Origin of the sequence: uncultured Slackia sp. (assembly GCF_944321625.1) — a bacterium.
Taxonomy (GTDB): Bacteria; Actinomycetota; Coriobacteriia; order Coriobacteriales; family Eggerthellaceae; genus Slackia.
In genome coordinates this window covers 1-14,453 of the sequence record NZ_CALUMA010000051.1, presented here as the reverse complement: position 1 = coordinate 14,453, position 14,453 = coordinate 1, and the positions used below count along the sequence as shown (strand labels likewise).

Here is a 14,453-nt window from a genome sequence, read left to right as displayed (position 1 = left end):
ATCGCCAGCGATGCCCCTTCGGGTCAGCTTGGAGAACTTGTGGACGCGGAGCCTTTGCGCCGCTGTTCTGCGGCAAAGGGGTTTCCCTCCGTCTTTTTCCTCTTTACAATAACAATTTCGTAGTCGCTGCATCGGCGACGATCATCCGGCCGCATTCGCGGCCTTTTCAACGTACATATCCGGATACATCCGGTGACATCACGGCAAGAGAGGCAACCAGAGCATGAGCGAAGCTATCGCGGAAAAGAATCAGGGCGCGCCCGTCGCTGGCGACGCGAAAAAGGAGAACGAGCGTGTAACCCGCATGGGCACGGGCAACATTCCCAAGCTGGTGGTAGAGTTCGCTATCCCCGCCATCCTGGGTATGCTGGTCAACGGCGCCTACCAGCTCATCGACTCGGTGTTCTTGGGCCATGGCGCGGGCGAAATCGGCCTGACCGCCGTGACCGTCGCCGGCCCCATCATGACCGTGTTCATGGCGTTGTCCATGCTTATCGGTGCCGGCGGTAACGCACTGTGCGCGTTGCGCTTGGGCGAAGGCAAGCACGACGAGGCCGAGAACATCCTGGGCAACACCGCCGTGCTGGGCATCATCGTGTCGCTCACGCTGGCCGTGCTGGCGCATGTTCCGGCGTTCATCGAGCCGCTCATGACGCTTTCTTCCGCTACCGATAACGTGCGCCCCTATGCGCGCGAGTTCATCCAGATCATCAGCCTGGGCTGCGTGTTCCAGATTGTGGGTATGGGCCTGAACAACTTCATCCGTACCGCCGGCGCCCCCAACCGCGCGTTCATGACCATGCTCATCGGCGCCGTGGGATGCACGGTGTTCAACGCCATCTTCGTGCTTGGTCTGGGCATGGGCGTTGCCGGTAGCGCATGGGCGACGGTGTGCGGCATGTTCATCAGCTGCTGCACCGTTATCTGGTACTTCACCAAGACCCCCAACGTGCCCATCCGCCTGCGCCGCAAGTACCTGCCGCTCAAGGCAAAGCTGTGCCGCAGCATCATCTCGCTGGGCACCGCGTCGTTCGCCATCCAGATCGGTTCCGCCGTATCCATGGTGGTCACCAACTACGCGCTTGCCACATATGGTGCTATGGACCCCATCGGCGCCGACAACGCGCTGGCAGCCATTGGCGTTGTGGGACGCGTCGCCATGTTCACCATTCTTCCGCTGATCGGCGTGTCTATCGCTGTGCAGCCGCTTCTGGGCTTCAACTACGGCGCCCGCCTGTGGGAGCGCGTTAAGACCACTCTGCGCGTGGGCATCATTTTTGCCACCATTCTGGGTACGGTCATGTGGGTGCTCATCATGATTTTTGCCCCGCAGGTCATCAACTTCTTCGGCATTCGCGATGCTGAGCTGGTGGCGCTCGCGGCGTTCGCCCTGCGCGTGAACCTGATCTTCCTGCCCATCATCGGTTTCCAGATCGTGGGCTCCAACTACTTCCAGGCTACGGGTCAGCCGGCCAAGAGCATCATCCTGTCGCTCACGCGCCAGATTCTGTTCCTGATTCCGCTGACGCTGATCTTCCCTGAAACGCTGCCGCACATCCTGCCGATGATCGACTCGCTCGATGCGGTGTACTGCGCGGTGCCGGCTTCGGACTTCCTGGCGATTTTCACCGTGCTCGTGTTCCTCATCGTGGAGATGCGCAAGATTAATCGCCGCATCGCCGACCAGAAGGCATCGGGCGAGTATCCGCCCAAGGCGGCATAAACCATGACGAGTGCGAGTACCCCCACCGTTCCCAAGCTTTCACTTGAGGGCGTATCGCAGGTCTATGACGGCGCGCGCGGCAAGACGCAGGCGCTTGGGCCTATGAGTCTGGAAGTGGCTCCGAGGGAGTCCGTCGCCATTCTGGGGCCTTCGGGCTGCGGTAAATCCACCAGCCTCCTGATTGCGTGCGGGCTGCTCAAGCCTACGCAGGGTGCCGCGCTCGTTGACGGCGCCGTTGTCACGCGTCCTCGGCTCGAGACGGGCCTCATTCTGCAGGATTTCGGTTTGATGCCGTGGAAAACGGTGGAGCAGAATGCCGGCCTTGGCCTGCAGGTTCGCCGTGTATCTAAGCGCGAGCGCCGCGAACGCGTGGCGGATGCCCTTGCGCGCGTAGGGCTGTCCGATTTTGCCAAGGCGTACCCCGCCGAGCTTTCGGGCGGTATGCGTCAGCGCCTGGCCATGGCTCGCGCCCTTGCGTGCGACATTGATCTGCTGTTGATGGATGAGCCCCTTTCGGCATTGGACGCGCTGCTTCGCGAAGAGATGCAGAACATGCTCAAGCGCACGTGGCGCGAGAGCGGCTACGCGCAGGTGCTGGTCACGCATTCTATTGAAGAGGCGGTGTTTCTGGGCCAGCGCGTGGTGGTGATGACGCCGCGCCCGGGGCGCATCGCGTTCACGCTCTACAATTCTGAGATGTGCGCCGACGATTGGCGCGACGATCCGCTGTTCTTCGAGCGCTGCCGCCAGTTGCGCGAGGTGTTGCGGGGCAGTGCCGCGGGGGAAGGCACCGATGCGTCAGCCGAGTCCGGCGCCTCCGACTTCGCGAACGCGTCCGATGCTCCTGGCACGTCAGCCGCTTGCTCGGAGGAGGTGTGCCATGCGTAAGGACGGAATCGCGCGCAAGCTTATAGGCTATGCGTTGGCCATCGTGTTCATCCTCGCCGGTTGGCAGGTGACGGCCATGCTCGTGGACAACGCCGCGCTGCCGGGTCCCGCCGAGGCATTCCCCATGGTGGTGCAGTACGCGGGCGACTTATGGCCGGCGTTTCTGGTAAGCCTGTATCGCGTGGTGGCGGCCATGCTTATCGGCACGGTGCTCGCCATTCCGCTAGGGCTTGCCTGCGGACGTTCGCCGCGCGTCGACGCGGTGTTCGCTCCCGTGCTGTACTTCCTCTATCCGCTGCCCAAGGTTGTTCTGCTGCCGGTGCTCATCGTGCTGATGGGCTTGGCGGATGCGCCCAAGATCACGCTCATCGCTATCACCATCTTCTTTCAGGTGCTGGTCACGGTGCGTGATGCGGCGCAGAGCGTGCCCGAGCAGGCTGTGATGTCCATGCGCTCGCTGGGTGCGGGGCGCCTTGACGTGTATCGCCACGTGATTGTTCCCGCCACGCTGCCCGAGCTGTTCACGGCGCTGCGCATCTCCAGCGGCACGGCGGTAGCCATTCTGTTCTTCGCCGAAAGCCTGGCGGGGTCTACCGGTCTTGGCTACTTCATTGTGGATGCATGGGCGCTGCTCGCGTACCCCAAGATGTTTGCCGGCATCATCGCCATGGCGTTGCTGGGCGTGATCCTGTACGAGTTTTTCGACATCGCCGAACGTCGCCTAACCAAGTGGCGCCGCGTGGGATAGCAGCCTATTGCTGTTATCTCAGCTCAACCATGTCGTATTCCACGTTTTCCGGTTTATACGCATCAAGGAATTCCTGCGGCGTGAGTGCTGGTACGGGTGAGGTTTTGAAATCTTTTTTGTTGCGGGTGACAATGATGTCAACTCCGTTGCGGGCGCAGCATTCGGCAATAAGGGCGTCTTCGTAATCGGCTATGCTGTTCTCGTATGCGCGGCGACAGTCCGACTCCGTCACATCTAAAACGTCGAACATGAAGAAAAGCGACGGCAGCTGCTCATTCGATTCTTTTGCGCTCATGCCGCGCCTGTGCAGTACGTAGACGATATCAGTGGTGGATGCCGCAGTGATGCATGTGTCGAATTTGCGTAGTAGCGCGACGTCGTAAGAGGCGTACGAATCCAAAAACCAGTCAGTTTTACCCGCGATGTCGATAACGACATTCGTGTCGAAGCAGACTTTCATACTTCCAGCCCCTTTCGAGCCAGGCGCTCGCGTCGCACGTCATCTGACGTGAAACCTTGCGGCAAAGGGGCGCACCCTGCAAATTTCTTCAAGGCGGACCGTCTTTGATCGTAGATGTCGCTCTGACTGTTTTCCATCAGACATTCAGGCATTTTTTGCTCGCGTTCGAGATACTCGTAAAGCTTGCGTACGGCCTCGGATACCGAGATGCCTTCACGCGCAAGCACCTGATTTCCATGCGTTTTGAGCGAATCGAGCAGTCGGATGTTCAACGTGGACGCCTGGGCCATGATGGCTCCTTTCGACTGATGCGATAGGGCGGCGAGTGCCGCGCGGGATTGCGACCGTCTCCGTCCAGTATATCTGTGTGCATTACGTAATGCAAATAAAGAGAGCCGCCGAATAGCGACTCTCTTTTGCGCGGATGGCGCCTTGCTCCATTGCAGCGCCATCCGCGTCGAAGCTAAAACCTACCTTGAGTCGAAGAGCCCCATCGGGCGCATCGGGCAGCGCGTGGCGGATAACGCCTTACTTCAATTCGTCTACCTTGCGCACCCTGATTTTGGTCAGGCCGAAGGCGAGCATGTTGATGAGTTTGGCGTAATCCTCTTTTTCGCGCTTCTCCCCACGAGTAAAGATTTCGTACACTACGCCGCCGTCTTTGTAGCCGAAGCTCGATTCCTTGAATCCGTTGCGCAAATAGAACTTCTTGAAGCGGGCACGCTGCTTGGCGCCCTCGGTGCCTGGAAGCACTGCGGGTATGTCTAGCGCCAGGGGCAGTTCGTCGTAATGCTCGGCGAGAAGCTTGAGCGCTTCGCCCCCGATGCCCTTCCCGCGCAGGCTTTTCTCCACGGCGAAATACTGGATGTACGCCGCCTTGTCGTTCACGGTCAGGCTTGCGAAGCCGCAGAACGCTCCATCGTCGCAAAAGGCGAACAGGTCCATGTCCTTTTTCAGGCTGCGCAGTCGAAGCGACCAGAAGGGAATGCGCTCCCATTCTGCGAAGGACGAGTGGTACAGCTTGCGCGTACTGCCGACGAAGCTTCCTTTTACTTTCTCGATGGTAAGCATAGTGGTTGAATCCTTTGCTGAGATTGATCTTTTGCATCACGCGTAAGCAACAATTATGGCATGGGAACACATTGTCGCATACGCGAAAGTCGGTTTTATTTCTCGCTTCGTCTCTCTCGGAGTATGCGCGAGGCCGGCATTTGTTCCGGAGGGGTTCAAGCGTGGAGTGCAGTGCGGGATGATTCGCGTTTTGGGAAACGCGTGTCTAGGGGCTTCACGCCTGCGACGCCTTGCGCCTGCGAATCATCTTGGGCCTGCGTCCGCTTTGCGACACCATGAGCACCGCCGTGAACGCGAACGAGAGCACCAGGCAGATCGAAGGCAGGAAGAACGCGATGCCGTAGTCCACGTAGTCGGCGCAGAGTCCCGCGAAGAACGCTCCGCCGGCGATGCCCACATTGGACGCCGTGTTGAGCCATGAGAACATCTCGGCCTGGCGCTCCTGCGGCGAAAGGGTGCTTGCCAGCTGGTAGTGAAGGTTGTCCACCGGCGCTCCGGATGCGCCCACGAGCACCATCAGCACGCACATGATGGCAAACCCGTTCACGCCGAAGCCCGCCAGGATCGACACCGCCATGAAGATGCCGGTGAACAGCGCCATTTGTTTGACAGGTGCAATTGTGCGCGGGTTGGGCTGGAAGCGGTGGAACAGGACGACGCCTAGCACCGAGCCCACCGACCATGCCGAGATGGCGATGCTTCCCAACGCCGCCTGCCCCATGTCGTTATAGAACAGCGGAATGATGGTTTCCAGCCAGCCGCTGAACATGAGACGCATGAGCGCGGCCAAAAGCAGAAGCATCACGGCGAAGGTGAGCAAGGGCACCTTCGCGGGGACGGCGGACGCGTCGGCGGATTGCGTTGCCTGGGCGCGGCGGGTGCGGTTGCGCTGCGCGTGATTCTTGACCGGTTCGAGCGACGCGAGGATGAAGGTGCCCACGAGCGACGCGGCGGTGGTGGAAATCAGGCCCGCTTCCGGCGCGCCTATCGCTACGAAGATGCTGGCAAGAAGCGGCCCGGTGACGTAGAGCACGTCGATAACCAGCACTTCGAAGTTGTAAGCGGTGGCGATCATGCTCATGTCCAGCATGCTGGGCCACAGCGATCGCGTAACGCCCGCGATGGGAGGCATGAACGCCCCGCAGCAGAACGATGCCGCGATTGCCAGCACGAAATGCGTTTGGGCAAGTACCAATGCCACCAGGGCAAGCACGCTTATCATTTCGACCACGGCAAGCACGCGCAGCGTGACGGGGCCATATCCTTTGTCCACGAATTTGCCGAACACAGGAGCGAGGCATGCCATGCCGATGGTGAAACCGGCGGTGCACAGGCCGGCGACGGTGGCGCCGTAACGCGTGCTTACGAACAGCACCAGCACGATGGTCACCACGCCTACGGGCAGGCGCGCCAGCACCATGGACAGCGCGAGCTGCGGAACGTGCTGAGTATGGAAAAACGCGCGATAGCCCGACTCGCCCATGGTAACCCTCTCTACTCCTGTGGTCGCGACCCACGCTTGTGGCGTCCGCGACTGCGCCGTTATGCCGATGCGCGCACTGCACCATCGAAGCGCCATTGTAGAGAGCGGGCGGGATTTATGCCATCGCACGATTTCAAGTATTTGGCGCAGACGACAAACATGCGACATACGCGTGAAAATGTGGGACAGATGCAAAAGATGGCGATATGCTGCAGTTTTTACCGCTCATCGCAAGTATCCGATTTTTGGCGGCCTTGTGAACTGGGGAAACGATAGTTAAAAATCACGACTACTCTGTGTGCTGCTTGCAAACTGCAGCATATCGCCATCTTTTGCAAACGGCATCTCTTTGGAAGTGACTTTCGCGCTTGCGGGAACTCCTCCGGCTCGTATCGAGCCCCTTCTCGTATCAGCGGATGTGCTCGTGAATGCTGGGAAGCGTCACGATGAAGCAGGCGCCGCCTTCGGCGCGGTTCAGCGCCTCGATGGTGCCGTCGTGCGCCTCCACGATGCTCTTGGCGATAGCGAGCCCCAGGCCCGTGCCGCCGGTGTTGCGGGCGCGCGAGTTGTCGCCGCGGAAGAAGCGCGTGAACAGGAGTTTGGGATCGATGGTGCCAAAGCCCGGGCCGTCGTCCAGCACGCTGATGACCGACCGGTCGGCCAGGCCTTCGAGTCGAATAATCACGTGGCCGCCCTCGCCGATGAAGCGCGATGCGTTGGCAACCAGGTTGTATACCACCTGCTGTAGGCGATCGGCGTTGCCCAGCACGTCGGGGGCTTCGCCCGTCACAGTGAGTGTGCCGCCGCGCTCTTCGATCAGCGGGCCCAGCGCATCCGCGACATCGGCAACCACGTCGTGCAGCTTCACGCGACGCCAGCTGGTCTGGTCGGTGCCTTCTTCGACATGCTGCAGCGTGAGCAGGTCGTTCGCCATGCGCGTGAGGCGCTCGGATTCGCTGATGATGGTGTGGCAGAATCGTTCGCGCAGCTCAGGCGGCATATCGGGGTCCATCATGGTTTCGGCATTGCCGCGAATGGCGGTGAGCGGCGTGCGCAGCTCGTGCGCCACATCGCTGATGAACTGGGTCTGACGTTTCTGCTGCACGGCCAAATCGGACATCTTGGTCTTGTTCTGCTCGCTCAAGGCGGCGAAATCCTCCGCAAGAAGGTCGGCCTCGTAGAGCTTTCCTTCGGGTTTGATGTCTACCGTGGCATCGCCTTCGAACACCGCCTGCGCTCTGCGATGGAGGTTCACCAAAGGCTCGGCCATGTAGTGCCCGATGATGAGCGAAATGATGAACACGAAGGTGCCGCCGGTCAGCAGTATCCAGACGATGACCAGGGGGTTGCCCGTGTCGAAGAGCGCAATGGCCATCAGCGCCACGACGGCGCCGGCAACCGCGAAGATGGCGGTCAATATAGCGAAATATGTTTGGAGGCGTTTCAACGAACAGGCCGTACCCTAGCTCGCGAGGCTATGCGCGCAGGCGGTAGCCGTAACCGCGCACCGTTTCGATGACGCCGGCATCGAACCCTGCGGCAGAAAGCTTGTCGCGCAGGCGCTTGATGTGCGTGTCGACGGTCTTCGTCTCTGTGATGTACTCCCAGCCCCAGGCCTCGCGCAGCAGCTCTTCGCGCGTGACCACCTTGCCGGCGTCCTTCATGAGCGCGGCAAGCAGCTCGAACTCGCGAGGGGTCAGGTCGATGGAACCCTGCGGGCCCTCGGCGGTGTGGCGGTCTTCGTCCAGCGTGATGCCTGCGGCGGTAAGGGCGCCGGACCCGGATGCGGAGTCCAGGGTGCCGCGGCGCAGTAGGGCGCGCACGCGGGCGATGAGCTCGCGCACGCCAAAGGGCTTCGCCAGGTAGTCGTCGCCACCGATCTCCAGGCCCACGACCTTGTCGAGCTCGGTGTCGCGCGCGGAAAGGAACAGCACGGGCGCCGTGGTGCGGGCGCGCAGGCGGCGGCACAGCTCGTAGCCGGCCATGCCGGGCAGCATGATGTCGAGCACGAACAGGTCGTACTTTTTGCGCATTGCAAGCGCAAGCGCGTCTTCGCCGTTTGCGGCCACATCGACGCGGAAGCCCTCTTTCATGAGGCTGTAGGAAACGAAATCAGTGATGGATTGCTCGTCGTCGACGATGAGGATGGACTCAGCTTCTTCGTTCATGGCGTGTCCTTCGGTTGGATTCGTGGAGCGGCGGCACGATGTGCCGCGCGCCTGTTTTTCAGCATCATAGCACGCGACCTCGCGTTTCGCGTCGCGCATGGAGATGCTTCCGTAAAACGGTTGCCGCGCCGTTGCTCTACGACGTCCCGGCGCCGGGCCTGCCGCATCCGGGGTTTTCTTGCCGCTTATCAGGGAAACGTCCCGGCAGCGTGGCGGGAAAGGCGGCGACATGTACAATGGGGCAATCCCAATAATTGTGCGTCTTTTCGTTCGTGCCCGGCTGCGTTGCGCAGGTCGGGCGCATTTGCGACCGGACGCCGCCGTCTCCATAGGAAGGAAGGGCCCGAAGTGTTGAGCGACATTGAAATTGCCCAGTCCGTAACCCCCGAGCATATCTCCAAGATTGCCGAGCGCGCCGGCGTTCCGCAGGAATATCTGGAGATGTACGGCAACTATAAGGCCAAGGTCGATTACAACCTGCTGAACGACCATCCGCACGAGCCCGGCAAGCTGATTCTGGTGACGGCCATCAACCCCACGCCCGCGGGCGAGGGCAAAACCACTACCACGGTGGGCCTGGCCGACGGCCTGCGCAAGATTGGCAAGAACGTCGTGGCGGCGCTGCGCGAGCCCAGCCTGGGTCCCGTCTTCGGCATCAAGGGCGGCGCTGCAGGCGGCGGATACGCCCAGGTCATCCCTATGGAAGACATCAACCTGCATTTCACGGGTGACTTCCACGCCATCGGCGCGGCCAACAACCTTCTTGCCGCGATGATCGATAACCACATTCAGCAGGGCAACGCACTCGGCTTCGACGTGCGCAAGATTACCTGGAAGCGCTGCGTGGACATGAACGATCGCCAGCTGCGCAACATCGTGTGCGGCCTGGGCGGCAAGGCGCACGGCGTGCCGCGCGAGGACGGTTTCGATATCACCGTGGCATCCGAGATCATGGCCATCTTCTGCCTGGCCACGAGCATAACCGATCTCAAGGAGCGCCTGGCTCGCATCGTGGTGGGCTATACGCGTGATGATGAACCCATCACCGCTGGTCAGCTCCATGCCCAAGGCGCCATGTGCGCGCTGCTCAAGGACGCGCTCAAGCCCAATCTGGTCCAGACGCTTGAGGGAACGCCCGCGTTCGTGCATGGCGGCCCCTTCGCCAACATTGCCCACGGCTGCAACTCCATCATGGCTACGCGTATGGCCATGGCGCTGGGCGATTACTGCGTGACCGAGGCAGGCTTCGGCGCTGACCTGGGTGCGGAGAAGTTCCTGGATATCAAGTGCCGCCTTGCGGGACTCAAGCCTGACGCGGTTGTGGTGGTTGCCACGGTGCGCGCGCTCAAGAATCACGGCGGCGTGCCCAAGGCGAAGGTCACCGAGGAGAACCTCGAGGCGCTTGAGGCCGGCCTGCCCAATCTGCTGCAGCACGTGGACAACATCACCAACGTGTACAAGCTCCCTTGCGTGGTTGCCATCAACCGCTTCCCGCACGACACCGATGCCGAGCTCGAGCTTGTCGAGCGCAAGTGCCGTGAGCTGGGCGTCGACGCCGTTCGCTCCGAGGTGGCTGCGCGCGGCGGCGAGGGTGGTATGGCGCTCGCCGAAGAGGTTGTGCGCCTGTGCGAGCAGGGCGACGCCGAGGGCCGCAGCGCTTCCACGTTCGAGTTCTGCTATCCCGACGACGCGAGTCTGGCCGAGAAGATCGAGGCCATCGCCACGCGCGTCTACCACGCCGACGGCGTTGACTTCACGCCCAACGCCAAGAAGCAGCTCGCCCAGCTTGAGGATTTGGGCTTCGGCGGTATGCCGGTGTGCATGGCCAAGACCCAGTACAGCTTCTCGGACGATCCTAAGCTGCTGGGTGCGCCGCGCGGCTTCCGCATCACGGTGCGTAACGTCAAGGTGTCGGCGGGCGCCGGCTTCGTGGTGGCGCTCACGGGCGACATCATGACCATGCCTGGCCTGGGCAAAGACCCCGCCGCTGTGCACATCGATGTGGATGAGACCGGCAAGATCACGGGACTGTTCTAGGCGGTTGCGCTGGCTTGCCAGCCTGCGCACCGCTCGCATGAGGCGCTGCGACGCTGCAAAGCGCTCGGGCGCCCCATCTTGTCGCGCTGGTGGAGGCTCACGTACAAAGTACGCTACGCCTCCGCCATCACGCCAACCTGGGGCACCGGAGCGCTTTTCGCTGACTTTTTGATGCTTGCGGCATATGCGGCCAGTTCAGTTGTTGCTGCCGTTGTCATTATCGGCTAGAAAGGGGCGATGGTGCCCGATAGGAAATTCATAGAGGCGGTTGCTTCTGCCGCCCCCACGCCTGGGGGCGGCGGGGCGAGCGCCTATGCGGGCGCGCTTGCTGCGGCGCTTGGCTCCATGGTGGGCAATCTCACACTGGGCAAGCAGCAGTATGCTGCGGTGCAGGACGACCTTAAGGGCGTTCTTTCCCAGCTCAAGGCATGTCGCGAGGATCTGCTCCATCTGGTGGAGGACGACGCCAAGGCGTTTTCGGCGCTGGCGCGCACGTGGAAGATGCCCAAAGGCACGCCGATGCAGCGTCAACTGCGCCATGACGCGGGGCAGAAGGCGTTGCTCGGCGCATGCGAGGTTCCGCTTCAGATTATGCGCATTTGCGCGAAGGTCATCGAACTGGATGACTTCATGGCGCACAACGCTTCGCGTTTGGCGCTGTCCGACGTGGGTGCTTCTGTCGCGCTTGCGAAGGGTGCTATGGAGGCGGCGGCCCTCAACGTGTATGTGAACACCGCCATGATGGATGACCTGCAGACCGCCGAAGCATTTGAGCGCGAGGCGAAAGACCTGGTGAAGTCGTTCTCGTATCAGGCCGATGTGCTCTACGATTACGTACGCCACGAGGTGAGCGGCAAGTAGCAGCATCCGATTGCCCACGGGTTCTCCCAGGCTGCGCTATAGTTTGCAACCTTTTTGGCTTCTCTGAGGGCTTGTTTCCGAGAGGCAATCCCATGAGGCGCCGCCGCAATTTGGCGGCGCCTTTCATGCCGTCACTTTTATGCGCCCATGATTGATGTCACCAACACTTTGTGACGCCCAACTATTATCTCTCCGCTCGCGCGGGCGGCCCTTCTTCCATGCTTTCCCCCTTGATCCTTGGTCTTTCTCGGTAAATATCCGCCCTGCCGCTCTGTGTTGAGCGGGTTTTGAGGGTTCGTTTCTAAAAATGGCCTTATTTGTGTGATTTGGGGTATCGTGGTATAAAAATCGCCTTATTTGCATGGAAAACGAGGCCCAAATGCGATGAAGTGTGTGATTGCTGCCCTTCCAATGCTTCATAGAATCGCATAATGCCTGGTCATGTTGGTGCGCTAATTTGCGTTTGCATTTTAAGGTGAGTTGGCGGCACGCATATAAGGCGATTTTCTTACTGAGGGCATCGAAAGTTAGCACATAAGGCGTTTTTTATACCAAACGGCTATTGTGTCGCTCAATACAAAACGAGATGCATGGGGGAGAAGCGAATCATGCCAACATTGCTTTTGGGAAAACCGGTGACCGATGCGATTGCCGCTGATCTGCGGGGACGTGTCGAGGCGCTAGCGGAACGTGGCGTTGCGCCGACGCTTGCCATCGTGCGCGTGGGGGAGCGACCCGATGACATGTCGTACGAGCGCACGGCGCTTAAGCGTGCTGAATCTTTGGGAATCGCGGTGCGTCGCATAGTGCTTTCTGCTGATGTTTCGCAGGCGGGTCTTATGGATGCGATCTCCCAGGTGAATGCCGATGAATCCATCCATGGCTGCCTGATGTTTCGCCCCTTGCCGGCTCATCTCGATGAGCAGGCTGCTTGCGATGCTCTCGACCCGCGGAAGGACGTGGATGGTGCGGGGCTTGGGTCACTCGCGCGTGTGTTCTCCGGTCGCGGCGAAGGGTTTGCTCCTTGCACGGCGACTGCCTGCCTTGAGATGCTCGACCATTACGGAACTGAAATCGCGGGCAAGCGCGCCGCAGTGGTAGGGCGCAGCCTGGTGATTGGGCGTCCGGTCGCCATGCTTCTTATGGAACGCAACGCTACGGTTACGCTTTGCCATTCTCGCACTGATGACGTAGCGGCCGCCATTCGCGACGCCGACATCGTGGTGCTCGCGACGGGCCGAGCCCGCGCCTATGGAGCGAAGTGCTTCCGAACAGGGCAAACGGTGCTCGATGTGGGTATCAACTTTGACGCAGCGGGCGTCATGTGCGGCGACGCCGATTTCGATGCAGCTTGCGACATGCTCGGCGAAGAGGGCGCCATAACGCCCGTGCCCCGCGGCATCGGCGGCGTGACCACGAGCGTGCTCATGAAGCACGTGGTGGAAGCGGCGGAGGCGACAGTCTGACTTTACGTTGATTTGACGAGTGCCTGACAATGGCTTGGGTGTCGGTTTGTAAAGTTTCGCTCGGTGTTCCAAAAGACTCGTGCGCGTAGGGACCGAATCGAGGGAGGGAACTTCGATGAGGGGCGCACAAACACCCGAGACGAAAGGATTCTCACCGATGATCAAAGCAAAGAAGACCAAGCTGCTTGCGCTTGCTCTGGCTGCCGTGTGCGCATTCGGCATGTTCGCGCTCGCCGGCTGCTCCGGTGGCTCGAGCGACTCCGGAAGCGCCGATTCCAGCTCTTCCGAAAGCACCGCCGAAGGCCCCTCCGGCGCCATCTCCGTCATCTCTCGCGAGGACGGCTCCGGCACCCGCGGCGCCTTCACCGAGCTGTTTGGCGTTGTGGATGACAACGACGTTGACCTGACCACCACCTCTGCCGTCATCACCAACTCCACCGCGGTTATGATGACCACCGTTGCCGGCGACCCCAACGCCATCGGCTACATCTCGCTGGGCTCTATGGACGATTCCGTGAAGGGCGTCGAAATCGACGGCGTTGCCCCCTCCGCCGAGGGCGTGAAGGACGGCTCCTACAAGGTTTCTCGTCCGTTCAACGTGGTGACCGGCTCTGAGGTCTCCGACCTCGCCCAGGACTTCCTGAACTACATCATGAGCGCTGATGGCCAGGCCATCGTCGAGGAGGAAGGCTACGTTGCCGTCTCCGAGGAAGGCGCCTATGAGTCCTCTTCCGACAGCCTGTCCGGCACCGTGTCCGTGGCCGGCTCCTCTTCTGTGACCCCGGTCATGGAGGCCCTCGCCGATGCCTATGAGGCCATCAACCCTGACGTGACCATCGAGGTCAACCAGTCCGACTCCTCCACCGGTGTTCAGAACGCCATCGAGGGCGTGTGCGACCTGGGCATGGCTTCCCGTGAGCTGAAGGACTCCGAGACCAGCCAGGGCGTTTCCGCCACCGTGATCGCTCAGGACGGCATCGCCATCATCGTGAACAACGACAACCCCATCTCCGCCCTGACCTCCGACCAGGTCAAGGAGATCTTCCTGGGCAACGTCACCGACTGGTCCGAGCTCGCCTAACGCGCGCCTGACAAGCTTCATACCATTATGAAAAGCATCAAAGAAACTGTTGCGAAGGTGCTTTTCACGGCCGCTGCGGGGATCTCTATCCTCGCAGTGGCTTTGATTTGTATCTTCCTCTTCGCAAGCGGCGTTCCCGCCATTGGTGAGATCGGTATCTTCGAGTTCCTGGGCGGCACCACGTGGCGCCCCGCCGCCGATCAGTACGGCATCCTGCCTATGATCATCGGCAGCGTGTATGCCACTATCGGCGCGTTGATCATCGGCATTCCTGTCGGCCTGTTCGCTGCGGTCTACCTGTCCCGCTTCGCAAGCCCGCGCGTCAAGGCCATCCTTACTCCCGGAGTTGAGCTTCTGGCGGGCATCCCGTCGGTTATTTACGGCTTCTTCGGCCTGGTGGTGCTGGTTCCGCTCATCCGCGAGGTGTTCCATGTGCAGGGCATGAGCCTGCTGGCCGCCTCGATTAT

At 60.9% G+C, this 14,453-nt stretch carries 14 protein-coding genes; 8 read left to right on the top strand and 6 right to left on the bottom strand.

What is annotated here, in order from left to right:
- The first annotated feature begins 223 nt into the window (after positions 1-223).
- From Q0J60_RS04950 to Q0J60_RS04940, 3 genes are read left to right on the top strand one after another with little or no spacing between them, the layout of a single operon-like run.
- The gene (locus Q0J60_RS04950) at positions 224-1,723 is read left to right on the top strand and encodes an MATE family efflux transporter (protein WP_294439131.1); all 1,500 of its coding nucleotides are present in this window, start codon (positions 224-226) and stop codon (positions 1,721-1,723) included.
- Between the two features lie 3 nt (positions 1,724-1,726).
- The gene (locus Q0J60_RS04945) at positions 1,727-2,611 is read left to right on the top strand and encodes an ABC transporter ATP-binding protein (protein ID WP_294439130.1); all 885 of its coding nucleotides are present in this window, start codon (positions 1,727-1,729) and stop codon (positions 2,609-2,611) included.
- Positions 2,604-3,359, top strand: a complete 756-nt coding sequence (locus Q0J60_RS04940; RefSeq protein WP_294439129.1) for an ABC transporter permease — start codon at positions 2,604-2,606, stop codon at positions 3,357-3,359. Before Q0J60_RS04945 ends, Q0J60_RS04940 begins: the two co-directional genes overlap by 8 nt.
- Before the next feature lie 13 nt (positions 3,360-3,372).
- Here the strand turns inward: Q0J60_RS04940 and Q0J60_RS04935 are convergent, their stop codons facing one another.
- The 6 genes from Q0J60_RS04935 to Q0J60_RS04910 form a co-directional block, all read right to left on the bottom strand.
- The gene (locus Q0J60_RS04935) at positions 3,373-3,819 is read right to left on the bottom strand and encodes a PIN domain-containing protein (protein WP_294439128.1); all 447 of its coding nucleotides are present in this window, start codon (positions 3,817-3,819) and stop codon (positions 3,373-3,375) included.
- On the bottom strand, positions 3,816-4,109 hold the full coding sequence (locus tag Q0J60_RS04930) for a hypothetical protein (protein ID WP_294439127.1): 294 nt from the start codon (positions 4,107-4,109) through the stop codon (positions 3,816-3,818). Before Q0J60_RS04930 ends, Q0J60_RS04935 begins: the two co-directional genes overlap by 4 nt.
- A gap of 238 nt (positions 4,110-4,347) precedes the next feature.
- The gene (locus tag Q0J60_RS04925; RefSeq protein WP_294439126.1) at positions 4,348-4,890 is read right to left on the bottom strand and encodes a GNAT family N-acetyltransferase; all 543 of its coding nucleotides are present in this window, start codon (positions 4,888-4,890) and stop codon (positions 4,348-4,350) included.
- Between the two features lie 214 nt (positions 4,891-5,104).
- Positions 5,105-6,373 carry an MFS transporter gene (locus Q0J60_RS04920; protein ID WP_294439125.1) on the bottom strand — a complete coding sequence of 423 codons (1,269 nt, stop codon included), beginning with the start codon at positions 6,371-6,373 and terminating at the stop codon, positions 5,105-5,107.
- 409 nt (positions 6,374-6,782) lie between these two features.
- Positions 6,783-7,790: a cell wall metabolism sensor histidine kinase WalK gene (locus tag Q0J60_RS04915; RefSeq protein WP_294439124.1), complete on the bottom strand. Its 1,008-nt coding sequence runs from the start codon at positions 7,788-7,790 to the stop codon at positions 6,783-6,785.
- 58 nt (positions 7,791-7,848) lie between these two features.
- Positions 7,849-8,541 carry a response regulator transcription factor gene (locus Q0J60_RS04910; RefSeq protein WP_294439122.1) on the bottom strand — a complete coding sequence of 231 codons (693 nt, stop codon included), beginning with the start codon at positions 8,539-8,541 and terminating at the stop codon, positions 7,849-7,851.
- A gap of 348 nt (positions 8,542-8,889) precedes the next feature.
- On the opposite strand from Q0J60_RS04910, the gene Q0J60_RS04905 reads away from it, so the two are divergent.
- The 5 genes from Q0J60_RS04905 to Q0J60_RS04885 all read left to right on the top strand — a co-directional run.
- Positions 8,890-10,578, top strand: a complete 1,689-nt coding sequence (locus tag Q0J60_RS04905; RefSeq protein ID WP_294439120.1) for a formate--tetrahydrofolate ligase — start codon at positions 8,890-8,892, stop codon at positions 10,576-10,578.
- A gap of 240 nt (positions 10,579-10,818) precedes the next feature.
- Positions 10,819-11,439 carry a cyclodeaminase/cyclohydrolase family protein gene (locus Q0J60_RS04900; RefSeq protein WP_294439119.1) on the top strand — a complete coding sequence of 207 codons (621 nt, stop codon included), beginning with the start codon at positions 10,819-10,821 and terminating at the stop codon, positions 11,437-11,439.
- A gap of 608 nt (positions 11,440-12,047) precedes the next feature.
- On the top strand, positions 12,048-12,905 hold the full coding sequence (locus Q0J60_RS04895; RefSeq protein WP_294439118.1) for a bifunctional 5,10-methylenetetrahydrofolate dehydrogenase/5,10-methenyltetrahydrofolate cyclohydrolase: 858 nt from the start codon (positions 12,048-12,050) through the stop codon (positions 12,903-12,905).
- 157 nt (positions 12,906-13,062) lie between these two features.
- A complete protein-coding gene (locus Q0J60_RS04890; RefSeq protein WP_294439117.1) occupies positions 13,063-13,986 on the top strand; it encodes a substrate-binding domain-containing protein in 924 nt (307 codons plus the stop codon).
- A gap of 27 nt (positions 13,987-14,013) precedes the next feature.
- A partial coding sequence (locus Q0J60_RS04885) for a PstC family ABC transporter permease (RefSeq protein ID WP_367178790.1) occupies positions 14,014-14,453 on the top strand: 440 nt, incomplete at its 3' end.